General features: G+C 67.7%; 22 protein-coding genes. 9 read left to right on the top strand and 13 right to left on the bottom strand.

The window, feature by feature from the left end:
* Positions 1-377 precede the first annotated feature (377 nt).
* Positions 378-902: a CarD family transcriptional regulator gene (locus AC5RV3_RS10390; protein ID WP_494122049.1), complete on the top strand. Its 525-nt coding sequence runs from the start codon at positions 378-380 to the stop codon at positions 900-902.
* Between the two features lie 117 nt (positions 903-1,019).
* Here the strand turns inward: AC5RV3_RS10390 and AC5RV3_RS10385 are convergent, their stop codons facing one another.
* Positions 1,020-1,703, bottom strand: a complete 684-nt coding sequence (locus AC5RV3_RS10385; RefSeq protein WP_494122048.1) for a pullulanase X25 domain-containing protein — start codon at positions 1,701-1,703, stop codon at positions 1,020-1,022.
* A gap of 170 nt (positions 1,704-1,873) precedes the next feature.
* A complete protein-coding gene (locus AC5RV3_RS10380; protein ID WP_494122047.1) occupies positions 1,874-2,926 on the bottom strand; it encodes an NAD(P)-dependent alcohol dehydrogenase in 1,053 nt (350 codons plus the stop codon).
* A 103-nt stretch (positions 2,927-3,029) separates the two neighbouring features.
* Between AC5RV3_RS10380 and AC5RV3_RS10375 the strand changes: the two genes are divergently transcribed.
* Both AC5RV3_RS10375 and AC5RV3_RS10370 read left to right on the top strand, forming a co-directional pair.
* Positions 3,030-3,749 (top strand): TetR/AcrR family transcriptional regulator, encoded by a 720-nt coding sequence (locus AC5RV3_RS10375; protein ID WP_494122046.1) that lies wholly within the window; start codon positions 3,030-3,032, stop codon positions 3,747-3,749.
* Between the two features lie 120 nt (positions 3,750-3,869).
* Complete coding sequence (locus AC5RV3_RS10370) at positions 3,870-4,661, top strand: ZIP family metal transporter (protein ID WP_494111810.1); 792 nt, start codon at positions 3,870-3,872, stop codon at positions 4,659-4,661.
* Between the two features lie 90 nt (positions 4,662-4,751).
* Here AC5RV3_RS10370 and AC5RV3_RS10365 read toward each other — a convergent pair whose 3' ends face one another.
* Complete coding sequence (locus tag AC5RV3_RS10365) at positions 4,752-7,346, bottom strand: ATP-dependent Clp protease ATP-binding subunit (protein ID WP_494122045.1); 2,595 nt, start codon at positions 7,344-7,346, stop codon at positions 4,752-4,754.
* 249 nt (positions 7,347-7,595) lie between these two features.
* Here AC5RV3_RS10365 and AC5RV3_RS10360 point away from each other — a divergent pair, with 249 nt between their 5' ends.
* Both AC5RV3_RS10360 and AC5RV3_RS10355 read left to right on the top strand, forming a co-directional pair.
* Positions 7,596-8,015 (top strand): LexA family protein, encoded by a 420-nt coding sequence (locus AC5RV3_RS10360; protein WP_494122044.1) that lies wholly within the window; start codon positions 7,596-7,598, stop codon positions 8,013-8,015.
* Positions 8,008-9,378 carry a Y-family DNA polymerase gene (locus AC5RV3_RS10355; RefSeq protein WP_494122043.1) on the top strand — a complete coding sequence of 457 codons (1,371 nt, stop codon included), beginning with the start codon at positions 8,008-8,010 and terminating at the stop codon, positions 9,376-9,378. The genes AC5RV3_RS10360 and AC5RV3_RS10355 overlap by 8 nt, the downstream gene beginning before the upstream one ends.
* 66 nt (positions 9,379-9,444) lie before the next feature.
* Here AC5RV3_RS10355 and AC5RV3_RS10350 read toward each other — a convergent pair whose 3' ends face one another.
* The 6 genes from AC5RV3_RS10350 to AC5RV3_RS10325 form a co-directional block, all read right to left on the bottom strand.
* Entirely contained in the window at positions 9,445-9,663 is a 219-nt protein-coding gene (locus AC5RV3_RS10350) for a hypothetical protein (RefSeq protein ID WP_494122042.1), read from the bottom strand.
* Positions 9,664-9,735: 72 nt separating this feature from the next.
* Entirely contained in the window at positions 9,736-10,170 is a 435-nt protein-coding gene (locus AC5RV3_RS10345) for a hypothetical protein (protein ID WP_493988742.1), read from the bottom strand.
* A gap of 66 nt (positions 10,171-10,236) precedes the next feature.
* A complete protein-coding gene (locus tag AC5RV3_RS10340; protein WP_494122041.1) occupies positions 10,237-10,449 on the bottom strand; it encodes a hypothetical protein in 213 nt (70 codons plus the stop codon).
* Positions 10,450-10,531: 82 nt separating this feature from the next.
* Positions 10,532-11,602 (bottom strand): NAD-dependent epimerase/dehydratase family protein, encoded by a 1,071-nt coding sequence (locus AC5RV3_RS10335; protein ID WP_494122040.1) that lies wholly within the window; start codon positions 11,600-11,602, stop codon positions 10,532-10,534.
* 142 nt (positions 11,603-11,744) lie between these two features.
* Positions 11,745-13,394 (bottom strand): catalase, encoded by a 1,650-nt coding sequence (locus tag AC5RV3_RS10330; RefSeq protein ID WP_494122039.1) that lies wholly within the window; start codon positions 13,392-13,394, stop codon positions 11,745-11,747.
* 423 nt (positions 13,395-13,817) lie between these two features.
* Positions 13,818-15,044: an MFS transporter gene (locus AC5RV3_RS10325; RefSeq protein WP_494122038.1), complete on the bottom strand. Its 1,227-nt coding sequence runs from the start codon at positions 15,042-15,044 to the stop codon at positions 13,818-13,820.
* Between the two features lie 226 nt (positions 15,045-15,270).
* Between AC5RV3_RS10325 and AC5RV3_RS10320 the strand changes: the two genes are divergently transcribed.
* Positions 15,271-15,750: a TetR family transcriptional regulator gene (locus tag AC5RV3_RS10320; protein ID WP_494111819.1), complete on the top strand. Its 480-nt coding sequence runs from the start codon at positions 15,271-15,273 to the stop codon at positions 15,748-15,750.
* Positions 15,751-15,883: 133 nt separating this feature from the next.
* Here the strand turns inward: AC5RV3_RS10320 and AC5RV3_RS10315 are convergent, their stop codons facing one another.
* A complete protein-coding gene (locus AC5RV3_RS10315; protein WP_494122037.1) occupies positions 15,884-16,819 on the bottom strand; it encodes an NADP-dependent oxidoreductase in 936 nt (311 codons plus the stop codon).
* A 250-nt stretch (positions 16,820-17,069) separates the two neighbouring features.
* Between AC5RV3_RS10315 and AC5RV3_RS10310 the strand changes: the two genes are divergently transcribed.
* Entirely contained in the window at positions 17,070-17,696 is a 627-nt protein-coding gene (locus AC5RV3_RS10310; RefSeq protein ID WP_494122036.1) for a malonic semialdehyde reductase, read from the top strand.
* A gap of 129 nt (positions 17,697-17,825) precedes the next feature.
* Here AC5RV3_RS10310 and thiD read toward each other — a convergent pair whose 3' ends face one another.
* The gene (gene thiD / locus AC5RV3_RS10305; RefSeq protein ID WP_494122035.1) at positions 17,826-18,659 is read right to left on the bottom strand and encodes a bifunctional hydroxymethylpyrimidine kinase/phosphomethylpyrimidine kinase; all 834 of its coding nucleotides are present in this window, start codon (positions 18,657-18,659) and stop codon (positions 17,826-17,828) included.
* Between the two features lie 119 nt (positions 18,660-18,778).
* Complete coding sequence (locus tag AC5RV3_RS10300) at positions 18,779-19,231, bottom strand: hypothetical protein (protein ID WP_494111822.1); 453 nt, start codon at positions 19,229-19,231, stop codon at positions 18,779-18,781.
* A gap of 225 nt (positions 19,232-19,456) precedes the next feature.
* On the opposite strand from AC5RV3_RS10300, the gene AC5RV3_RS10295 reads away from it, so the two are divergent.
* A complete protein-coding gene (locus AC5RV3_RS10295; protein ID WP_494106736.1) occupies positions 19,457-20,164 on the top strand; it encodes a queuosine precursor transporter in 708 nt (235 codons plus the stop codon).
* Here the strand turns inward: AC5RV3_RS10295 and AC5RV3_RS10290 are convergent.
* Entirely contained in the window at positions 20,131-20,367 is a 237-nt protein-coding gene (locus AC5RV3_RS10290) for a hypothetical protein (protein ID WP_493988754.1), read from the bottom strand. The genes AC5RV3_RS10295 and AC5RV3_RS10290 overlap by 34 nt on opposite strands.
* A gap of 321 nt (positions 20,368-20,688) precedes the next feature.
* Between AC5RV3_RS10290 and AC5RV3_RS10285 the strand changes: the two genes are divergently transcribed.
* Positions 20,689-21,402 carry a TetR/AcrR family transcriptional regulator gene (locus tag AC5RV3_RS10285; RefSeq protein WP_494111825.1) on the top strand — a complete coding sequence of 238 codons (714 nt, stop codon included), beginning with the start codon at positions 20,689-20,691 and terminating at the stop codon, positions 21,400-21,402.
* The last annotated feature ends 141 nt before the right edge of the window (positions 21,403-21,543 follow it).

Genomic DNA, 21,543 nt, shown 5'->3' with positions numbered 1-21,543 from the left:
TGGTGCGCAACTTTGCGCCATGTGAGACTGCCATCGTGGCAGTCGTGCCACCGGGGAGTCAAGGGGTAGCCCCGACCGCCTGCCCGCGCCGCAGCGTCCCATCCCCCCGCGCGACCCAGGCCCCGCGAGGGGCTCCACCAGCCGGGATCCACGGGTACATAGGCGGCACGCGTGAGATAATTAAGACAGCCAAGCTCGCGGATTCGGGGCGGGTCCATCCGCATGGTCTCGATCCGGTCCGCGTGCTCACTGATGCCGAATCCCCGGTTTACGGACCGCAGGTTCGGAGGTGGGACGACCGTCTGGCGCGAGGGCCTCTGCTGCCCTCCGTCCACTGATGTCGAGTGTGGCGCTCGTGCGAATCAGAGGACTCTTGAATGCATTTTGCTGAAGGTCAAACCCTTGTTCACCCACACCACGGTCCGGCCATTGTCCAAGGCATCAGGACCCGGGCCTCGCGGCAGGACGCGGAATGCCGCTACGTCATGCTGGAGGTCAAGAACTCGAACCTGACGGTCGGCGTTCCGGTCGAGAAAGCCGAGCAAGTCGGCCTGCGGGCAGTCTTCGACGAGGGACAGCTGGAAGCACTGTTCGACGTGCTGCGCGCCCCCTCCCAGAAGGAGGATCCGCAGTGGTCCCGGCGCTTCAAGGACAACCAGGAACGGCTCCGCACCGGCGACATCTTTGTGATCGCCGGCTTGGTCCGCGACCTCACCCGGCGGCTGCACGCCAACGGCACCATGTCCCACGCCGAGAAGGACATGCTGCAGTACGCCAAGAAGCCGCTCGTCACGGAGATTGCCCTGTCCAAAGGCATTGAGCCGCAGGAAGCCGAAGAGATCCTCGTTGCCGTGGCGACCTGCCCGGTGCCGGCGGCGGAGGAGCTGGCCGCCAGCGCTTGAACGACGACGGCGCGCATGGCGGTGCGCATGACGGCACACGGCGACGGCGCACGACGACGGTGCGACCGGCCGCGGATCATGCGACTCGCGACGGGTCAGGCGCGGGTTACGACGGCGTCAGGCGCGGACCAGCCGGGATGCCGCAGCCAGGTCATGAGTGGCGTGGTCGTACGCGATGGTGAGCGCGCCGCCGTCGTGCTCGAACTCGTGGTTGGCGCCGTCCGGGAGGCCATACGCCCCGTAGTTTTCCTCCCACGAGCCGTTCAGCGCGAACTTGAAGGCATACCGGCCGGCGGGCAGCTCGGCGTCCAGCTTCCACAGGCCGTCGGAGGCATCAAAGAGCATCTGCACCGCCCCGTCGGCCGGCTCCCAATCGCGTTCGGCGCCGAGCAGCACGCCAAAGTCGCCAACTACGGCGACTCCCGCAGGCTGCCCGGTTGGAAGCGTGGGCTCCGCTGCCGGCGGCGACGGTTCCGGCAGCGGGGTTCCCGCGGCGAGGGCCGTGGCCAGGTTTGCCGCGTCGGGAAACGCGGTGACCGCCCGCAGTCCCTCCTCGGTGATGGCCCACCCGCCGCGGCCCTTGGCCATCCAGCCGGCTTTCACCAGCCGGGCGGTCGCCGTCGTCAGGTTTTTAAACCCGCGGGGCACGCCGCCGCTGAGCAACTCCTGTTCGTGCGCGGTTGGCGGCACGCGCCGCAGCGCCTCGCTGATGACCTCCCTGGCGTCCGGCCGGGTGCCGGTCGCGGCTGCGGCCGCCAGAATCTCGAGGACAGGTTTGAGACGCAGATGGGTCTTGAGCATGGCCGTGGCTCCTTCGCGGTCTGCCGGAACTGGTGACGCTCCCAGTCTGCGACCCGTCCACGCCGAGCACCACTATTTGGCGTTGTGTGTCGGCTCCCCTAAGCGTGCAGCTCGCCGTAACCGGAGCCGGCGGCCCGGAGCATTGGCAGGTTAGCCCCCTGACGCTCCGGCTACAACGTGATGACCACCTTGCCCCGCACCTCGCCCGCCTCCAGGCGGCGTAGTGCTTCCGGCATCTGCTCCAGCGGATAGGTGTGGTCGAGCACTGGTTTCAGCTGCCCCGAGTCGATCAGCTCACTCAGCCGTTCGAGATCGGAGGAGGTCTGGCGCGCCATGAACATGACAACACGCTGCCGGTTGAAGAGGGACAGGAACATTCCGCCCAGCGGCCTGAACAGGCCGCCGGTCCACCGGTCGCCGTGTTCGCCGCCGACAATAACCGCCGTGCCGGCAGGGGCGAGGGCCCGGCGCACGCGCGACAGGGACGGGTTCCCGGCTATATCCACGATCACGTCGTACCGGTGTCCTCCTGCCGCAAAGTCTTCGCGGGCGTAGTCGATGACGGTCTCGGCGCCGAGGCTTCGCACTAGCTCCACCTTGGCGGCGCTGCACACGCCGGTTACCGTCGCGCCCAGGGCCGTGGCTATCTGCACGGCGTAGGTGCCGACGCCGCCGGAGGCTCCGGTGATCAGTACCCGGTGCCCAGCCTGGACACGGCCGATGTCCCGCAGCGCCTGCAGTGCTGTCACGCCGGAGACCGGAAGGGCCGCGGCCTGCTCAAAAGTGAGTTCTGCGGGCTTGGGGGCCAGCAACGACTCCGCTGCCAGCGCAAATTCCGCGAAGGAGCCTTTGCCGAAACCGAAGACCTCGTCCCCGATCGAGAATTTCGTGACGGCACTGCCTACGGCCGCTACCGTTCCCGCGACGTCAAGCCCGGGGACCGGATTCTTGGGGGACTTCCACCCGGATACAGCGCGGACCGGATACGGCAGGCCGGTGGCCATGTGCCACGTGCCGCGGTCCAGACCAGCGGCGCGAACCTTGATGAGGACTTGGCTTTCGCCGACCTCCGGTACGGCGATATCGGCCGGGTGCAAGGCGTCGGTAATTCCGTACCGGGTCTGCACTATTGCGCGCATGGTGGGTCGTGCCGGGGCGGGGGAGACGCTGTCACGCAGCGGCTCCGTGTTGGCCGCCGAAGGGGAGGATTCTGCTGGTTCCATGGGACTTCCTTCTCGAGGATGTGGATGACGTGGAGCCCAAGTACTGCCGTACAAAGTACGAAGGTACCGTACAAAGTACGGGAATGCTATAGTCGCGGGAACAATGATCAAAAAACCAGGCAGCGCCCCCGCAGAACGCGTTCCGCTCAGCAGGGAACGGGTGCTCCGCGCCGCAATCGAGATCGCCGACGGCGGCGGGTTGGCCCGCCTCACGATCCGCTCACTTGCCCAGGCGCTGGACGCCAAGCCGATGTCGCTCTACCACCACGTCCGCAACAAGGACGAGATCCTCGACGGCATTGTCGATGCCGTCTTCGAAGAGATAGAACTGCCGGTCGCCGGGAGGGAATGGAAGGCTGAGTTGAGGCGGCGCGCAGCCTCGGCCCGCGCCGTGCTGCGACGCCATCCGTGGGCCATCGCCTTGATGGAATCGCGCACGACGCCCGGACCGGCAAACCTGCGCCACCACGATGCAACCCTGGGCACCCTTCGAGCCGCCGGATTCTCGCTGCCGCTGGCAGCCCACGCCTATGCGCTGCTGGATGCATACGTTTACGGGACGGCTCTTCAGGAGGCGTCCTTGCCTTTCGACGGCCCGGACAGCTTGGCGGAGGTCGCCGGGCCAATGGTGGAGATGTTCACCGCCCAGGACTATCCACACCTGCGCGAGCTGGCCGTGGAGCATGTGCTGCAGCCCGGATACGAATTCAGCGACGAGTTCGATTTCGGCCTCGACCTCATAATCGGCGGCCTTGCAGCGTCCCTGCACGGCTCCGGGCCCGGCGAAGAATCATCAGAGAGGGCCGAAGCGCCCTCGCCCTGAACCATGGGGTTGCGGGGAAAGCCGTAGCGGCTGGCACCGGGGAATCCGGATCCGGGGTCGAAGAGCCGCCGGTGCCCCGCCAATGTTCCGCGGCTGCTGCCGTTTTCCTATACTGGCGGGATGGGAATGCCGGTGCTATTCGGCGTCGTGGCTTCCAGCGCATTGGTGCTGGGCGCGTTCATCGGTGTGAAGTTCGAGCTGCCCAAACGTGTGCTGGCGATCCTTTTATCGTTTGCGGCCGGTGCGCTGATTACGGCGTTGGCATTTGAACTGTTTGAAGACTCCTACGAGCGTGGCGGCATCTGGCGCGCGGTGATCGGCCTGGGCGTTGGGGCAGCGGTGTTCACAGCGCTGAGCGCGCTGCTGGACCGATGGGCGCAGCCCTCGTCCCGTTCCACGCCGGCCGCCGAGTACCAGGGCAGCGCCAAGCTGGATACCAATGCGGCTGCCGCGGAGCATGCACCTACGGCCGAGACCACCCGGGGCACTGCAGGCCTGGCGCTGCTGGCCGCGGTCACGCTCGACGGCGTGCCGGAGAACCTCGCGATGGGTGTGGCTTTGGGCGAGGGTACCGGCGGGTTGGCCCTGCTCGCTGCGATCTTCGTCTCCAACCTGCCCGAGGCGCTGGTGGGAGCCGCTTCCATGCGCAGCCAGGGCAAGTCGGCGCTCGCGGTCATCGGGCTCTGGAGCGCTTGCGGAGTCCTGCTGGTCATCGCCGTCATCATCGGTGCGGGCCCGCTGTCCGCCACCGACCCGGAATCCATCTCGTTGCCGCTGGCCTTCGCGGCCGGGGCGGTGATTGCCTCCTTGGCCGACACCCTTATGCCCGAGGCCTACGAACACGGTGGCCCGGCGGTCGCCATGAGCACGGCCGCAGGGTTCGTTTTGTCCTACGCACTGTCGCTGGCGTGAGCCGGAGGCAGCGGTGGCGGGGCACCCCATCCGGTGGAGTGCCCCGCCGTCGCCCCATCGCGGCCAGCCCCTGTCGTGCGGTCGCCGCAGCTACGCCGCCGCGGCCATGCTGTCCGCTGCGACCCGCAGCCCATCGTCGCCGGAGGCGACGCGGATCCGCCCGCCTTCGGTAACGGCCTCGGCCACCAGCAGGTCCGCGATCCGGTCATCCAGCTCTCGCTGGATCACTCGGCGCAGCGGCCGGGCGCCGTATTCGGGCTCGTAGCCGGCCTCGGCGATCCACGCCACGGCGTCCTCGCCAACCTCCAGCTCGATGCCTTGGGCCGCCAGCCGGGCCTCGGTCTTTCGCAACTGCAGCCGCACGATGGAACGCAGCTGCTCCTGCTCCAGCTTGCGGAACAGCACGATCTCGTCGATCCGGTTCAGGAACTCCGGCCGCATGGTTTCGCGCAGCCGGCCCATCACCCGGGCGCGCAGATCCTGCGCGCTCCCGAAGCCGTTCACGCCGTTGTTGGCGGTGAAGCCCAGCGCTCCGCCCTTGCTGGCCAGGAACTCCGACCCGAGGTTGGAGGTCATGATCACCACGGTGTTGCGGAAGTCCACGGTGCGGCCCTGCCCGTCGGTGAGGCGTCCGTCGTCGAGGACCTGCAGCAGCAGGTTGAACACGTCCGGATGGGCCTTCTCCACCTCGTCCAGCAGCACCACCGAGTACGGGCGCCGGCGGACGCGCTCGGTCAGCTGGCCGGCCTCGCCGTAGCCCACGTAGCCCGGAGGCGCGCCGACCAGCCGCGAGACGGTGTGGCGCTCGCCGTATTCACTCATGTCGAAGCGGACCATGGCGTCCTCGTCGCCGAACAGCGACTCCGCCAGTGCCTTCGCCAGCTCGGTCTTGCCCACGCCGGTGGGACCCAGGAACAAGAAGCTGCCGACGGGCCTGCCCTCGTCCCCCATCCCGGTGCGGTTGCGCCGCACCGACTTGGCGATAGCGGTCACAGCGTCGTCCTGACCGATAACCCGGACGTGCAGGTCCTCCTCCAGCCGGGCCAGCCGCTGCCGGTCGCCCTCCGTCAGCCGGGCGGCCGGAATGCCGGTGGCGCGGGAGATGATCTCGGCGATCTCGGCCTCGCCCACCACATCGGTGGGCGCGACGCCGGGGCGGGCCCCGCCGTCGTGGTCTTCGGCGGTTTCGGAGGCCGGCTGGTGGGCTGAGGCGGCTTCCAGCCTGGCCTGCAGCTCTTCGATCTCGTCGCGCAGCTTCGAGGCGTCCTCGTAGCGTTCCTCGGCGACGGCGGCGTTCTTGGCCGATTCGAGCTCTGCCAGCCGGCCGCGCAAAGCCTCCACGTCGACGCGCGGGCCGCGCCGCAGGCTCAGCCGCGCTCCGGCCTGGTCGATCAGGTCGATCGCCTTGTCCGGCAGGAACCGGTCGGTAATGTAGCGGGAGGACATCTCGACGGCGGCGCGGATCGCTTCGTCGGTGTAGGCCACCTGGTGGTGTTCCTCATAGCGGTCCTTCAGCCCGGACAGGATCTGCACGGCGTCTTCAACCGAGGGCTCGCCGACCATGACCGGCTGGAAGCGGCGCTCCAGGGCGGGGTCCTTCTCCACCTTGCGATACTCGCCCAGCGTGGTGGCGCCGACCAGGTGCAGCTCACCTCGTGCCAGCCGGGGCTTGAGGATGTTGCCGGCGTCCATGCCGCCCTCGCCGCCCCCGCCGGCGCCGACGACCGTGTGCAGTTCGTCGATGAACACGATCAGCTCGCTGTCGGCGGCGCTGATCTCGTCCAGGGTCTTGGTCAGGCGTTCCTCGAAATCGCCGCGGTAGCGGGTGCCGGCCAGCATGCCCGGCAGATCCAGCGATACCACGCGTTTGCCGCGCAGCTGCTCCGGGACGTCGCCGGCCACGATGGCCTGCGCGAGGCCTTCGGCGATGGCGGTCTTGCCCACGCCGGCCTCGCCAATCAATACCGGGTTGTTCTTGGTCCGGCGGGCGAGGATCTCGATGGTCTGGGCGATCTCGTCGGCGCGGCCAATCACCGGGTCCAGCCGGTCCTCCCGGGCCTGGGCGGTCAGGTCGGTGCCGAACTGGTCCAGCATGGGCGTTTCCGCCTGGGGATTGGCGCCCGTTTGCGGCCCGGCGGTTGTGGTGGGGCCGACGGCCTGCGCCGCAGCTTCCTCCGCCGCCTGCTGCAGCGCCATCGGGGTCACGCCAGCGCCGGCCAGGAGCTGGCCGGCGGGGGTTTCCTGGTTCAGGACGAAAGCCCCGAACAGGTGCTCGGGGTCGATGTACGTGGAGCCGAACGCGCGGGCCACCTGGTGCGCGTCCAGCAGGGCACGCTGCGCGGACGGCGTCAGCGACGGCGTTTCACGGGTCGGGGCGGTCTTTTCCGGCAAACCCTGCTCGGCGGAGCGCGCGATGGCCTGCGGGTCGGCGCCGGCCAGCTTGATCTGGCTGGCGGCCGGCTCCTGGCGGGCCATGACGTGCAAAATGTGCAGGGCGTCCACCTCGATGTGGCCGAGGCCCGCTGCAAACCGGGCTGACTGTGCCAGCACTTCGTGGGTGCGGCGGCTGAGCAGGCGGGTGAGGTCAACGGTGCGGGACTGGGCCGCCCGCTGGCCCTGCAGGTAGCGGGCCAGGAACTCGTCGAATGAACCGTTGCCGGAAGCTGGTCCGAAGAACAGTGGCATGGATAATCCTCCTGTGAACGTGAGTGCCTTCGACTCATGTTAACGCCTTCGAGTGATGATTATTCCAGAAGTTCCGCAAACTTGAGCGAAGGCGACTCACCTGCGCGGGGCTGGTGGCCCCGTCCACCTCGTGCGACGTTCCCGGTGAGCGATGCAACGGGCGGGCGGTTCGGGCAGCGGGGGATGGGCCCGGCGGAGGGCCGGTGCTAGTGTTGTCTTCGAAGCTTTGTTCGAAGACGGGGGTCCGGGATGTTCGGTTTGGAGCAGCCGTGGAATGCGTCGGCCGGCCCCGAAACGGGCACCGGAACGCCCGAGGACGCGCGCGGTTTCCCGTCGCCGGCGCGGGACTACTTCCACGGCGGCATCGATCTGAACCGGCACTTGATCCGCGACCGGACCAGCACCTTTGTGATGCGGGTGGCCGGGAACTCGATGGCGGCCGCCGGGATCTGCGACGGCGATGAGCTGATCGTGGACCGCTCGCTGACCCCGCGCGACGGTTCGGTGGTGATCGCGGTGCTGGACGGGGAATTGGTGGTGCGGCGCCTGCATCTCACCACGGACGGCGTGCGGTTGCAGGCGGACGACGGCGGTGTCCCCACCGAGGTGGGCGAACTCGCGGAGCTGAGCATCTGGGGCGTCGCCACCCGTTGCCTGCACCATGTCTAGCGGCCCCGCATTGGGGTCCGGCGCCGCGGCCCCCGGCCAACCGCCTGCGTCCGGCGTAACCTCCGGCCAGCCGCCCGGATCCCGGCCCGGCGAACGGATCGCGCTGGTGGACGTCAACAATTTCTACGTCTCCTGCGAGCGGGTCTTCGATCCATCCCTCGAGGGGCGCCCCGTCGTCGTGCTCTCCAACAATGACGGCTGCGTGGTGGCGCGCTCCGAGGAAGCCAAGCAGTTGGGGCTGAAGACCGGGACGCCGTGGTTCCAGGTGGCGCCGCGGGCCAAGGCTTGGGGGCTGGTCGCGCGCTCCAGCAACTACGAGCTGTACGGGGACCTGAGCGCCCGGGTGATGGAAGTGCTAGGCCGGTTCGGGGCGTGGCAGGAGGTCTATTCGATCGACGAGTCTTTCCTGGGCCTGCCCGGCGATGAGGACCAGTTGGTGGAAACTGCCGGCCGGATCCGGGCCTCCGTGATCCGGCAGGTGGGCGTGCCGGTCAGCGTTGGCGTGGCCCAGACCAAGACGTTGGCGAAGTTCGCCAACCACGTTGCCAAGCGGAATCCCCAGATGGCCGGGGTGTGCTCGCTGGGCTCGATGCCCGCTTCCGACATCGCATGGATCCAGTCGCGGGTGCCGGTCACCGGGCTGTGGGGCGTGGGCGGGCGGACCGGGAAACGGCTGAACGCCCTCGGGATCGAGTCGATCGCGGACCTGAGGGCCGCGGACCCGCAGGCGATCCGCAAGAAGTTCTCCGTGGTGCTGCAGCGAACCGTGCTGGAACTGAACGGGACGCCCTGCATCCCGCACACGGAGGAGCGGGCCGACAAGCAGCAGATCATGTTCTCGCGAAGTTTCTCCACGCCGGTGACCACGCTCGAGGAGATGGACCAAGTGATGGCGGTTTACGCCCAGCGCGGGGCGGCCCGGATGGCAGCCGAGGGACTGCGTGCCTCGGTGCTGACGGTGACGGCGGGGACCAGCAGGTTCGCCGGTGGCGAGGCGGCGTTTCCCGCGGCCAGCGTCCACTTGTCGACGCCTACGCAGGACCCAATCCAGCTGACCAAGGCTGCCGTGGCTGCGATGCGCGGTTGCCTGGTGCCCGGCGCCCACTATGTCCGGGCCGGGGTGCTGTTGTCGGGGCTGGAGCCTGCCGCCGGGCAGCAGACCTTCGACCCCTTCGTCAGCGATTTGGAACAGCGGAACATCGGCGACCTGTTGGGCGCCGTGCGTTCCAAGTTCGGCGAAGCCGCGATCGGTCTCGGTCAGGGCGGGCTGGCCGCCCCGGCGGCGTGGTCAATGAAACGTGAGTTCTCCTCGCCGCGCTACACCACCGAGTGGAGCGACCTGCCCGTGGTCAAGGCGGATTGATCCACGAACGAAACGGGGCATGGCAGCGGCCGGAATCTCGGCGGCCGCTGCCATGCCCGCGGTTGATCAGTCGCTCGGGCTGGTGTCGGTCGTAAGCCCGCGGTCGTCCGGGGTTTCCCGGTCTTTCTCTTCGGCCGGTCCGGGCGCGATGTTCATGCCCTCCTTGCCCTCGGGCTCGGGGGCGGAATCAACCGTCTCCTCTTGAGTGTCCGGCGCCGACGGATCTGCCCCGGTTCCCGACTGGTCCCGCGGACCCTTGACCTGGCCGTTGTCGTTCTCGGTCATGCCAGTCCTTCCTTCTGCCGTTGCTGCAAGCCAAGCCCGGAGAGGGACTCGCTTGCCCAAGTCCCGAGCAGGTCACACGCCAGGCGGGCGCAGGTCGTCGTCCCTGTTACTGGTGGCGGGTCCCCCTGGCATGGCGCCTCCCTCGCCCGTCCAGCTCTGCCCGAGTTCGTCGCTGTGCGCCGGATCGGAGACGGTGTCGCCGAGGGTGGTCGTCGGGCCGGTGGTGGCAGTGGTGCCGCCGCCGTCCTTCCCCGAACCGTGGTTGCCGGGCAGCTTGGCGGATGCCGCAGACCCGGCCTTCTTGGCCGCTTCGGTGACACGGTCAGCGACACCCGGGGCCTTCTCCTTGACCATGCCGGTGGCTTCGTGGACTTTTTCCTGAACCGCCGGATTCTGCCAGAACTCCTGGGCCTTGGCCTTCAGCGAATCGTAGGCGGACCTTCCGGATTTCGAGCCGAGGACGAATCCGAGGGCGATGCCGGTGCCGAATGTGAGTTTCCCTTTCACAGCGTGCTCCTGTCAGTAGACGGTTGGTGGGCGGTGCTAGGTAGACCGTTGGTGGGCGTTGCCAGGTCAGCCGGGGAAAGGCGCGTTGGGTGCGTCCTCTCCGTACGCTTTCTTGACCAAGTCGTCGGCGACCTTCTCGTCGCCGTGGACCGGGATGTGGGCCTCGTCGGCTTCCTTGTCGTCGCCGTCGTCGAGGCCACCTGCGCCGGCGGGCTGGCTCGGATCTTCTTCATTCAGGTCGTCCGGGTGTTCCGGGCGCGGATTCTCATTCGGATTCATCAGGTTCTCCTTCTCGAGCGGGTCGTCCTGTGGGATCAGACCGGGCATTGCGCTCATCGCGCGGCATGCCCATGGGGCCACACTACGCGCCGGTCCTCGGCTTCGCACGGGTCCAGCGGCTGCGCGGGCGCATCGCGGGGGATTCCGTAACCCCTCCGGCCTTGGCCATTCCCGCCAGGACTTCACGGATCGCCGACAACGAATCCACCTGCGGCACCCAGCCGAGTTCGTCCCTGGCCCGGCTGGTGTCCATGACCGGAGCGTAGCGGGCCATGTCCACCCAGCCGGGGTCGCTGGCCAGCAGCCGGACGGACCACGCGGCGCCGACCAACTGTCGCACCAGCGGCACGGGAACGGGCAGCCAGCGCCGGGCGCCGAACAGGGAGGCGACGAGGCCGGGCGTTACCACCGGCTCGGCCGCAACGTTGAAGGCGCCCCTCGCGCCCTGGTCCAGCACCCGCCAATAGGCGTCCGCCACGTCATTGGCATGCAATGCCTGGAAGATGCACTCCTCGGGAAACGGGAACAGCGGCAGCCGCAGCCGATTGATGAAGAACTTGGGGATCCACCGGCCCACAAAGTAGCGGCCGATCTGGCTGCCTGCCTCGGCTTGGAATATCAGGCCGGGCCGCAGCCGTGCCACCTTGATTTCCGGGTGGTCGTCGGCGAACCGGTCCAACAGCGCTTCCTGCTGGCCCTTGAACCGGCTGTAGTGCGAGCTGGCGATGCCTCTGGCCGGCCAATCCTCGCGGACACGGGAGTGCTTCGGACCCGGGCTGTACGCGCCGAGCGACGATGCGCAGACCACTTGCCCGACGCCGGCGCTGGTGGCAGCGGCAAGCACGTTCGAGGTGCCGTCCACGTTCACCCGGCGCAACTGCCATTCATCGTGGTTCGGCTGCAGAAGCCACGCGAGATGGACGACGGCGTCGCATCCCTTGAAAGCCTGGGTGAGCCTTTCCCGGGCATCACGGGAGGCGATGTCCACTGACACCCACGTGACGCCGTCGTACGGTTCCGTCGTGGCATCGGGCACGCGCCGCGCAATGCCGACGATTTCCACGTCGTCAGCACGTTCGCCCCGCGCCTTCTGCAGCCGGCGCAGCACTGCTGTACCGACGTTTCCGCTGGCTCCGACCACCGCGACTCGCATGCACAGACGCTACCGCGGATGCCACGGCTTGGCGAGGGCCGGTGCGGTGGTGGCCGCCCGGGAATCCGTGCGGGATTCGGAAGTTGCCTCAAACATCGCCGCAGGTCAACGGCCGCCTGATGCTGCAGTTGCGGGGTGAAGGCTACCGCTCCACTTTTACGCGTTCGTTGGGCACGCAGTGCGTCATGGTCAGCCCGGAGACGTCCCGCGGCCCGTTCTTGCCGAGGTTGGCCATCCACTGCTGCTCCGCTTCGGAGAGGTTCTGGCTGGCCAGCGGCCCAAGGTCCTTCACCTCGTCCAGCGAGATGCCGATGCCGCCGCCCACGCCCGCGCCGAGCTCGTCCGCGATCATGTAGAGGTGCCAGAGCATGCGTTCCTGAACGGGTCTGTCGCACTGGGACAAGGCGTTGGTCAGGTTGGTGATCAGGTCCTCGCGCTCCCAGCCCTCTTGCAGGTAGAACCGCTGGCCGGCCTGCAGATAGTCGTTGGTCCGCTCGATCCGTTCCCGGGTCAGCCGGCCGCTGATCTCCGGCCCGATGGCGTGGTGGTAGCCGGAATCCTTCTCCGCCTCCTGCAGTCCGCCGGTGATGGTGGGCTCGTAGTTCACATGCGGGTTCTGGCCCGGCACGGTGTCCACAAAGTGGGTCAACTGGCCGTCCCGCTGGTTGGTGGCCACCGGCACCTTCGGGCTGTTGACCGGCAGCTGCAGGTAGTTCGGGCCTACCCGGTGCCGCTGGGTGTCGCTGTAGGAGAACGTGCGGCCCACCAGCATCTTGTCGTCGGAGAAGTCCAGGCCGTCCACCAGCACGCCGGTGCCGAACGCAATCTGCTCGCTCTCGGCGAAGAAGTTCTGGGCGGTGCGGTCCAGCACCATCCGGCCGACCGGCTGGGGAGGGAACTGTTCCTCGGGCCAGACCTTGGTGTCGTCCAACGGGTCGAAGTCGAGTTCGGGATGCTCGTCGTCGGACATCATCTGCACCACGAGCTCCCACTCGGGGTAATTACCGGCTTCGATGGCGTCGTACAGGTCCTTGGTGTGTGAGCCGAGGGTCTGCGCCTGCACGTTCGCGGCGTCCTCGGCGGTCAGCGACTTCACGCCCTGCTTGGGCATCCAGTGGTACTTCACCAGCACCGTCTCGCCGGCAGCGTTGACCCACTTGTAGGTGTTCACGCCGAAGCCCTGCATGTGCCGGTAGTCCGCAGGGATGCCGCGGGGGCTGAAGACCAACATGACCATGTGCATGGATTCGGGGGACTGGCTGAAGAAGTCCATTGCCCGGTTCGGCACCGACGCCTCGAAGTTCACCGGGTCCGGCTTCTGGGAGTGGATGAAGTCGGGGAACTTGAGCGCGTCGCGGATGAAGAACACGCCCAGGTTGTTGCCCACCATGTCCCAGTTGCCGTCCTCGGTATAGAACTTCACGGCAAACCCGCGCGGGTCTCGGGCTACCTCCGAGGAATCACGGCCGCCGGCCACGGTGGAAAAGCGGATGGCGAGGTCGGTGCGCTTGCCCGCTTCCTGGAACAGCTTGGCGCGGGTGAACTTGGAGATCGGCTCGTCCCCCCACTTGCCGTAGGCCTCGAAGTAGCCGAAGGCGGTGATGCCGCGCGCATGCACCACGCGTTCGGGCACGCGCTCGCGGTCGAAGTGGCTCATCTTCTCCAGGAACTGGTAGTTTTCCAGAGTCGCCGGGCCGCGGGCGCCGACGGTTCGCGTGTTCTGGTTGTCGTAGACCTTGTGGCCCTGGCGGTTGGTCAGGGGCTGGTCCGGGGACTGGGCCGCATCGGTCATGACTGATCACTCCTGTGGAAAAGGGGATGGCCGCTTGCCGTGATTCCAGCTTCCTCCTCGGCAGGGGCGAGGGCAAGAGTCCGACGGCGGTGCGCCACCGCAGGGCGAATTCTGCGTCGGGTGGCAAGGGTGGCAGGGGTTCGAAGGCGGCCCACTGGACTTCGCTGGGAATGGCTGGGATTCGCGCCCCCGGCGTTCCTCGCTCCCACGTATAGGCGGCGGCTCCTGGCGTTTTGCCTAGTCAGCGCGCTTTACCGGTCGCCAAAGATGGGCAGATAGTCCGATACCTGGGAGCGAAGCCCCCGGACCCGAGGTCCACGCCGGCCCCCGTAACCCGGCCCCGCAGCCCGGACCCCGCTGCCCGGACCCCGCTGCCCGGACCCCGCTGCCCGGACCCCGCTGCCCGGCCGCCGGCCGCGGACCTTACCGGTGGGCGAAGCTGAGCCCGAGGCGTTTCTCGCTCAAGTACAGGCTCAGGCCGATGCCAAGGGCCGCGAACGTGCAGGTCATCCACCAGGTGGACTGCCAGCCGCCGGTGACCGTGGCCAGCCAGGCGACGATGGCCGGGCCGGTGAAGTTGCCGACGTTGAAGATCTGCTGCATCAATCCCATGGCGGCCGGGGGCGACCCGTCCGCCGGCGCCAGGTCCACGGCCATGCGGGTGAGGGTGGACGGGATCACCGCGCCCACCATGGAAAACAGCGCCACACAGGCGAACTGGATGGCCATGCCGCCCGGCGCCACGGTCCAGTCGATGCCGAAGGTGAGCACCGTCGTCGTGCCCATCAGGATGAAGGTGGGGATGATCAGCAGACGCGGAGGGACGCCGCGCTGCAGCAGGGGAGCGGTACCGATGGCCCCCAACGCGTTGAGGCCGCCCACCACCGCGGACAGGATGCCCGGCCAGATGCCGGTGACCCCGTTCTGCTCGTAGATGGTGGGCAGGAAGCCGACGACGGCCATCCACTGGACGGTGTAGCAGGCGAACACCACGCCGGCGATCCACGGCTTGCCGGACCGGACGGTGCGGCCGATGCGACGGGTGGCCGCAGGCAGGCCGGACCGGCCGCGCGCCGGGTCCTGCGGCACGAACTTCAGCACCAGCGGGATCGGTATGAGCGTCAGGGCGGCCATGATCCACCACCACGTGTGCCAGCTTGTGGCCTGCAGGATGAGCGCGCTGGCCACCAGGCCGGCGAAGGTCGCGAAGCCCTGGTACGCGCTCCAGAAGCCGACCGCCAGGTTGACCCGGACGCCGGGAGTGTTCGCCCGGATCAGCCCGGGCGCCACCACCGTGGTCAGCAGGAAGCCCGCGCCTTCGAGGGCCCGGCAGGCCATCAGCAGGGCGGCCGAGTCGGCGAAGCCCCCGATGACCGATCCGATGATGAGCAGCCAGAGGCCGGCGAGCAGGCAGCGGCGCGCGCCGATCATCTCCGCGAGCAGGGATACCGCCAGGCCGCCGACCATGCCGGCCACCTGCACCACTCCCAGCAGCACTCCGGCCTGCACCAGGGACATGCCGAGCTCGTCCTGGATGACGGGAATGGCGGAAGGCAGCTTCCAGATGTGCATCGCGGCTGTAACGCCGGCGAGAACGACGACGATCCATGCCGCGTCGGCCCGCGGCCGGACGGCGCTGGTGGTGGCCACGCTGCTCCTTCCCCGCGGGAGTTGATTAGTTGCCTGTACAGACTATCCGCGGCGCGTGACGGGGTGACGCGCGGCACGTAAGACGGGCTTCGGCGTCGTAATAGTTGACTACGATGTGGGCGGAGCCGGGCAGGAGCGGCGGACAAAACCGAGGGGCGGCAGCGCCGCGCCGCGGTGGATAGACTGGCCAAGGCGGCAAACCCGCCGGGAACTACGGGAGGGCAACATGTTCGAACCTGGGGCGCCGATCGACGAGGTCGAGCGCGACGTCGAGGCGATCATCATGGAATTGGTGCACGAGCTGGGCGAGCGTGCCGACGCCGATCCGGAGCCGCTGGGCGCCGAGGAGCGCGCCTACATCGCGGCGTTTTCCGACGCCCAGGCCAACAACGACCGCAACCAGACGGCGTTGCTGTCCACGGCGATACGGCAACCGAACCTGGCCGAATCGCTGGTCTACCTGAACCAGCGGCTGGATCGGCAGGATCTTGACCCGCGCGAGCCCGTTGGCATCATCGGGATCATCGTCAGGCTGGCGATGGACGGGCTGTGGGTCTCCGACATGCTGGACAGCACGCGGTTCAGGCCCGAAGACCGACGCCGGATCACCGACGTCCTCACCGGCATGACGTACCTGACGGACGCGCGGCTCAAGGAACTGCTGGCCGAGCTGGCGCCGCAGGGCCGGGCGTCGCAGAAGGACTGACTGCGCCGACTGCGCCGACGGGCCCGCCCGCAGCTTAACCGCTGCAGGCGGGCCCGTCGTCGTGAGGGGTCCAGGCGTCCGTGTCGTGGCCGCGCCGCCTTCTACGGCGTGACCCCTTATTCGGCGTTGCCCTTTAGCCGGCGTGTCCCGCGAACGTTGTCAGCACGATCTTGCCGGAGGCATGGCCTTCCTGGCTGTAGCGCATCGCGTCCGCGGCCTGGTCCATCGAAAACGTGCGAGCAATGTCCACGGTGAGCTTGCCGGCGTCGGCCAGTTCGCTCAGCCGCGCGAGCTCGGTACCGTCGGGACGTACCCAGATATAGTGGCCGCCGCGTTTTGCCGCGGTCGGATCGGCGATCGACGCGTGCCGTCCGCCGTTGCGCAGCACGGCCAATGTGTCCTCCAGGACGCCTCCCACGAAGTCCGCGACGGCGTCCGCGCCCTGCGGGGCGAGCCCGCGCACGCGGTGCACCAGCCCGTCCCCGTATTCCACTGGCTCGGCCCCCAGGTCCCGGAGCCGTTGGTGGTGTTGCTTCGAGGCGGTGGCGATGACCCGGAGGCCGCGCTCGACGGCGAGCTGGATGGCAATTCGACCGACCCCGCCGGAACCGTTGTGGATCAGGAGCGTCTCGCCGGTTGCGGGGGCCAAGGCGTTCAGGGTCCGTTGCGCCACCATGCCTGCAAGCGGCAGGCCGGCTGCTTGCTCCCAGCTCAGCGATTCCGGCTTGCGCGCCACCATGGATACCGGCAGCGCCACGAGCTCCGCGTACGTGCCGCCGCTTACGGTGTCCCGGCGGCCGTAGGCATAGACCTCGTCGCCGGGCGTGAATTCGGGGGTATCCGGTCCTACTTCCTCGACGACCCCGGCCACGTCCCAGCCGGGGATCACCGGGAAGTGGACGTCCAGCATCGAGTCCAGTCCGCCGGACATCACCTTCCAGTCCACCGGGTTCACGCTGGCTGCCTTGACCCGGATGAGCACCGAACCCGGTGCCACCTTCGGCCGCGAAACCTCCGACTGCTCCAGCACCTCCGGCCCGCCGTAACGGGAGTAGGTCATGGCCTGCATGGTCTTAACCAACGAATGCCGCCTTCCTGTTTCGCTCCACCCTAGTGGTGGGCTGCGGTCTTGCCGATGCAACAAGGGCGCACGGAACGGGGCATGAGCTCCCGCAGGCGGCCACCATCCAGGCGTGTCGGCATGCCATGCCGCGGCCCAGGGGGCCGGAGACGTAACGAACCTCACAGGCAGGCAGGAAATTCCGGCGTGGAGAGGCGGTGTTCAACCCTGTAGACCCATCCCTCAACTAAGGAGTCACATGAGCGTCGAAACCGTTGACGTCAGCCTGGAGAACGAGCTGTCCGTGGACCGCGAGGCCGCGAACCAGCTGTTCCTGGAAGCCCGCACCGCGAACACCTTCTCCACCGAGCCGGTCTCGGACGAGCAGCTCGCGGCCATCTATGAGCTGGCCAAGATGGGCCCGACCATGATGAACAACCAGCCGCTGCGCATCACCTGGGTCCGCTCCGCCGAGGCCCGCGAAAAGCTGGGCGCCCGCATGGCGGAAGGCAACCGCGCCAAGACGCTGACGGCTCCGATGGTCGCAGTGCTCAGCTACGACGCCGACTGGCACGAGCACTTTGAGACGTTCTTCCCGCACGCTCCCGAGCGCAAGGCAATGTTCGACGACAACGCCGAAATGCGTGCAGAGGTCGCCAAGAACAACGCGTGGCTGCAGGCCGGCTACTTCATCATGGCCATCCGCGCCGTGGGCCTGCACGCCGGCCCGATGGGCGCGTTCGACGCCGCTGGCATCGACGAGGACTTCAACGCCGGTACCTCCCACCGCACCTTCATGGTGGTCAACGTCGGCACCCCGGGCGAGAACCCCTGGTTCCCGCGGCTGCCCCGCCTGGACGCGGAGATCGCCGTCCAGACGGTCTGACTCCGTCAACCGCTGACGACGGCGGTGCCCACCCACCGGAGGCTTGCGGGCTTCCCGGGGAGGGCGCCGCCGTCGGCTTTTAAGAAGGCCACCTGGCCCGGAAACGGGGCGCTCGCCGGGGCGCGCAGGTCAGGACAGCGCGGCGCCGCCCTGCCAGAGTGCGTCGAACGGGGCGTTGGAGGAAACCCGGGCCTTGATGCCCTCGGTGACGAAGTCCTTCGCCGTTTTGGCCGCCTGCAGCGGGGTGGCGCCCTTGGCCAGTTCGGCCGTCACCGCGGCGGCCAGGGAGCAGCCGGCGCCGGAGACGGCCACTTCGCCGACCTTCGGCGCGGACAGCACTTCGAGCGTCTCGCCGTCGTAGAAGACGTCCACCGCGTCCGGGCCGGCCAGGCGCACCCCGCCCTTGGCCAGCACCGCGGCGCCAGAGGCCTCGTGGATGATTTTGGCGGCCCGTTTCAGGTCCTCGACGTCGGTGATCGTGATCCCGGAGAGGGACTCGGCTTCGAAGTGGTTCGGGGTGACGAAGGTGGCCAGCGGCAGCACCTGCGCCTTTAGTGCCTGGTCCGTGTCGAGCGCGTGGCCGGGTTCCTGCCCCTTGCAGATGAGTACCGGGTCCAGCACGATGTTGTCCCATTCCTGGTTCTGCAGTGCCGCCGCGACGGTGTCGATGGTCGCGGGCGAGCCGAGCATGCCCAGCTTTACCGTTTTCAGCGACCCTTCATAACAGGTTTGGATGGCCTCCAACTGATCGGCGATGACGCCGGCGTCCACCGGGACGAAGCGGTGGTTCCAGTTGTCCTTGGGATTGAAGGACACGATGCAGGTCAGGGCGGTGATGCCGTAGGTACCTAAAGCCTGGAAGGTCTTCAGGTCCGCCTGAGCTCCCGCGCCTCCGGTGGCTTCGGAGCCGGCGATGGTCAGCGTGATGGCGGGCCGCTTGGTTTCGGTAGTGGAAACAGACATGCGCCCATTTTCCACTGACACGCCCTCAGGCTCCTAATAACGACGGCGGCGCTCACCGCCGGGGTGAACCAGCGGGGCGCTGACGGGGAGCAGGGGGACGCCCTTGGGTTCGCGCCGGCTCAGCGGATGTCCACCATCCGCCACACGCTGAACCGGCCGATCGCCGCGGCCAACCCGATCAGTGCCGCCAGTTCCAGCGTTCCTAGCGGGTCGCCGCTGGAGAGCGAGACCAGGATCAGGAACGAAGCCGCCGTCATGACCGCGAAGAACGCCAGCACGTGCAGCCATTGGTTGGCCACCGGCCGGAGCAACATGCCCAGCACGAAGGCGATGGGCGCGCCGATGACCAGGCCGACGCCGCCGGCGTACAACCCGACGACCAGCGCCAGGAGTGCCGCCGAGGCGAATTGGTGCCAACTCAGCGGACCACCGGCCAGGGTGAGCAGCAGGGCGCCCAGCGCGAACACGGAGACGGCCACGAGGAATCCGACCACGAAGGCCGCGAACCCGAACGTCACCCGGTGGCGCGGGTTGTTGTCCTCGAAGTCGTCGGGTTCGGGGTCCTCGCTCATACAGCCAGAATAGGACGGCGGCGGCCGTGGAGCAGCCGGGCGGCGCAGGCGCGGGAGAATGCGCCAGGGGAACAGGCTCGTGCAGAAAAGCCCCGCGCGCATGGGAGAATGGTTGGCGGTCCGGGTGGCAGACGGACCACTAGTGCTAATACAGCGGACGTTTCACCAAGTCACCGGGAGGTGCGAAACGTTGCGCGAACCACTACTACGAGGGTGAACACCACCATGACTGAACTGCAATCCCGCGCGCCTGCCCGTTTTGCCTCGATCGGCAGCCCCTACTTCGGCATCATGCTTGCCGTCATGGCCGTGGTCCTGATCCTGTCCAACATCGGCGCTTCCAAGGGCGTTGCGCTGGGTCCCATCGTCACCGACGGCGGATTTTTCCTGTTCCCGCTGGCGTACATTCTGGGCGACGTGATCAGCGAGGTCTACGGCTTCAAGGTGGCGCGGAAAGCCATCCTCACCACCTTCGCGCTATCGGTCTTCGCCTCGCTGTGCTACTGGGTGATCATCGCGCTGCCCGGCTTTGACGACGAGTTCGGGCAGATGAAACAAGAGGCTCTGGAAGGTGCGCTCGGCCCGGTGCCGCTGATCGTGCTGGCCAGCCTTTTGGGCTTCCTCGTGGGCCAGACGCTGAACTCCTGGGTGCTGGTGCGCATGAAGGAGCGCTGGGGTGAACGCCGGCTGTGGGCGCGCCTGATGGGTTCGACCGGTGTCGGCGAATTCGCGGACACGCTGATTTTTTGTTCCATCGCCGCCTCGGTGATCGGCATCGGCGATGTTCCCACGTTCGTTAACTACGTGGCCGTCGGCTTCATCTACAAGACAGCGGTGGAATTCCTCTTCGTTCCCGTCACTTCCGCCGTCATCGGACGGGTGAAGAAACGCGAACCGTCCTACACGGGTGCGCCGTCTTCTTCCGCAGGCTGATCCTCGGCGGCGAGCGCCGGGACGCGTTCACTGAGCTCCGTCGGAGACAAGTTCGCTGCTCCGCCGATCTCCTCCGGGGCAGCCCCGGCCTTGAGCGCTTCGTCGATGGCAGAGTCCAGAACCGTCTCAGCCTGATCCATTTCGCCCTGCAGCGTTTCTACCGCGGCCGAGGCGGTCCAGACCTGTTTCAAGTGCTCATCCATTGCTCTACTTCCTATCTTGCCGAGGGACGAATCCCGCCCGCAGGGCATGTCAGCATCGGTGATGCGGAGTCCGGGGCCCCGGAAGGCCCAGCTTACAATGTAAGGCCTTGGGAATCGAGTCCCGCCGCCGATTTTCCGGCGTCTCCTGCCCAAAACTTTTCATACTTCGGCCAACGGCGGCAAAACCGCGGGTTACCGCGGAAAATCAGGTACTTCCGGTACCGAATTATCCGGCCCGCCCAGGGGCTCGGGCCGGCGGCCGGGAGGACACAGTGAAGCCCGGCGCGTAGGCTGGGGCGCGAATGCAGGAGGGAGCGGTCAATGGTCGAACCCGAACAATCTTCGGCGGCTGATGCGGGCCACGGCGGCCACGACAGGCAGCGACTGGATCGACAGCGGATCCTGGAGGCTGGCGCAGCGTTCATTGAGCAGCACGGGGTCCGTCAACTGAGTATGCGGCGCCTCGGTGCGGAGCTGGATGTCGAGGCCATGTCGCTCTACCGCTACGTCCCGTCGCGGGAGCACCTGCTCGACGGCATCGTGGAGATAGTGGTCGACGAGCTGTACAGGGACCCGGAAGTGTATGTGGAACCCCGCCACGGGTGGCAGGACTACCTGCTGCGGCTTGCCCACGGGCTGCGCCGGCTTGCCGTTCAGCATCCGCAGGTGTTCCCGCTGATTGCCACGCGCCCGACCGAGGCCCCCTGGGTGCAGCCGCCCCTGCGCAGCCTGAAGTGGGTGGAATCGTTCCTCAAGGCCATGACCGGCGCGGGGTTCAGCAACGAACAGGCCGTGGAGGCCTACCGGGCCTTCAGCAGTTTCCTCATTGGCCACTTGCTGCTGGAGGTGGCTGCGCTCGGTGCCGACATAGGGCCGGTCGAGGAGGGTACGCCACCGCCGCCCGGACAAACCGACCTGACCGACTATCCGCTGCTGCAGAAACTGCAGGGCCTGCTGTCCCAGGACCGCGCCAAGCAGGAATTCGAAGCTTCGCTGGATTGGCTCCTTGAGCGCCTGGACAGTCAGCTGACCTGATCGCGGACACGGCCCGCACCTTGCCGCTGCCGCGCTTCCGGCGTCGTGCTTCATTCCCTCCGCGGTGAAGCAATTTAGCTGCGCCACTTTGCAGATTGATAATAAGCATGCTTTGCTTACATCGTAAGCATGATTACCGTT

Source organism: Arthrobacter sp. Y3221114 (assembly GCF_059092625.1).
Note: the sequence above shows the minus strand (reverse complement) of the source record. Positions and strands in the feature narration are given on the sequence as shown.

Coding starts and splice junctions, on each gene's coding strand:
- AC5RV3_RS10390 (WP_494122049.1), top strand. CDS start 378: ATGCATTTTGCTGAAGGTCAAACCCTTGTTCACCCACACCACGGTCCG.
- AC5RV3_RS10385 (WP_494122048.1), bottom strand. CDS start 1,703: ATGCTCAAGACCCATCTGCGTCTCAAACCTGTCCTCGAGATTCTGGCG.
- AC5RV3_RS10380 (WP_494122047.1), bottom strand. CDS start 2,926: ATGGAACCAGCAGAATCCTCCCCTTCGGCGGCCAACACGGAGCCGCTG.
- AC5RV3_RS10375 (WP_494122046.1), top strand. CDS start 3,030: ATGATCAAAAAACCAGGCAGCGCCCCCGCAGAACGCGTTCCGCTCAGC.
- AC5RV3_RS10370 (WP_494111810.1), top strand. CDS start 3,870: ATGGGAATGCCGGTGCTATTCGGCGTCGTGGCTTCCAGCGCATTGGTG.
- AC5RV3_RS10365 (WP_494122045.1), bottom strand. CDS start 7,346: ATGCCACTGTTCTTCGGACCAGCTTCCGGCAACGGTTCATTCGACGAG.
- AC5RV3_RS10360 (WP_494122044.1), top strand. CDS start 7,596: ATGTTCGGTTTGGAGCAGCCGTGGAATGCGTCGGCCGGCCCCGAAACG.
- AC5RV3_RS10355 (WP_494122043.1), top strand. CDS start 8,008: ATGTCTAGCGGCCCCGCATTGGGGTCCGGCGCCGCGGCCCCCGGCCAA.
- AC5RV3_RS10350 (WP_494122042.1), bottom strand. CDS start 9,663: ATGACCGAGAACGACAACGGCCAGGTCAAGGGTCCGCGGGACCAGTCG.
- AC5RV3_RS10340 (WP_494122041.1), bottom strand. CDS start 10,449: ATGAATCCGAATGAGAATCCGCGCCCGGAACACCCGGACGACCTGAAT.
- AC5RV3_RS10335 (WP_494122040.1), bottom strand. CDS start 11,602: ATGCGAGTCGCGGTGGTCGGAGCCAGCGGAAACGTCGGTACAGCAGTG.
- AC5RV3_RS10330 (WP_494122039.1), bottom strand. CDS start 13,394: ATGACCGATGCGGCCCAGTCCCCGGACCAGCCCCTGACCAACCGCCAG.
- AC5RV3_RS10320 (WP_494111819.1), top strand. CDS start 15,271: ATGTTCGAACCTGGGGCGCCGATCGACGAGGTCGAGCGCGACGTCGAG.
- AC5RV3_RS10315 (WP_494122037.1), bottom strand. CDS start 16,819: ATGCAGGCCATGACCTACTCCCGTTACGGCGGGCCGGAGGTGCTGGAG.
- AC5RV3_RS10310 (WP_494122036.1), top strand. CDS start 17,070: ATGAGCGTCGAAACCGTTGACGTCAGCCTGGAGAACGAGCTGTCCGTG.
- thiD (WP_494122035.1), bottom strand. CDS start 18,659: ATGTCTGTTTCCACTACCGAAACCAAGCGGCCCGCCATCACGCTGACC.
- AC5RV3_RS10300 (WP_494111822.1), bottom strand. CDS start 19,231: ATGAGCGAGGACCCCGAACCCGACGACTTCGAGGACAACAACCCGCGC.
- AC5RV3_RS10295 (WP_494106736.1), top strand. CDS start 19,457: ATGACTGAACTGCAATCCCGCGCGCCTGCCCGTTTTGCCTCGATCGGC.
- AC5RV3_RS10290 (WP_493988754.1), bottom strand. CDS start 20,367: ATGGATGAGCACTTGAAACAGGTCTGGACCGCCTCGGCCGCGGTAGAA.
- AC5RV3_RS10285 (WP_494111825.1), top strand. CDS start 20,689: ATGGTCGAACCCGAACAATCTTCGGCGGCTGATGCGGGCCACGGCGGC.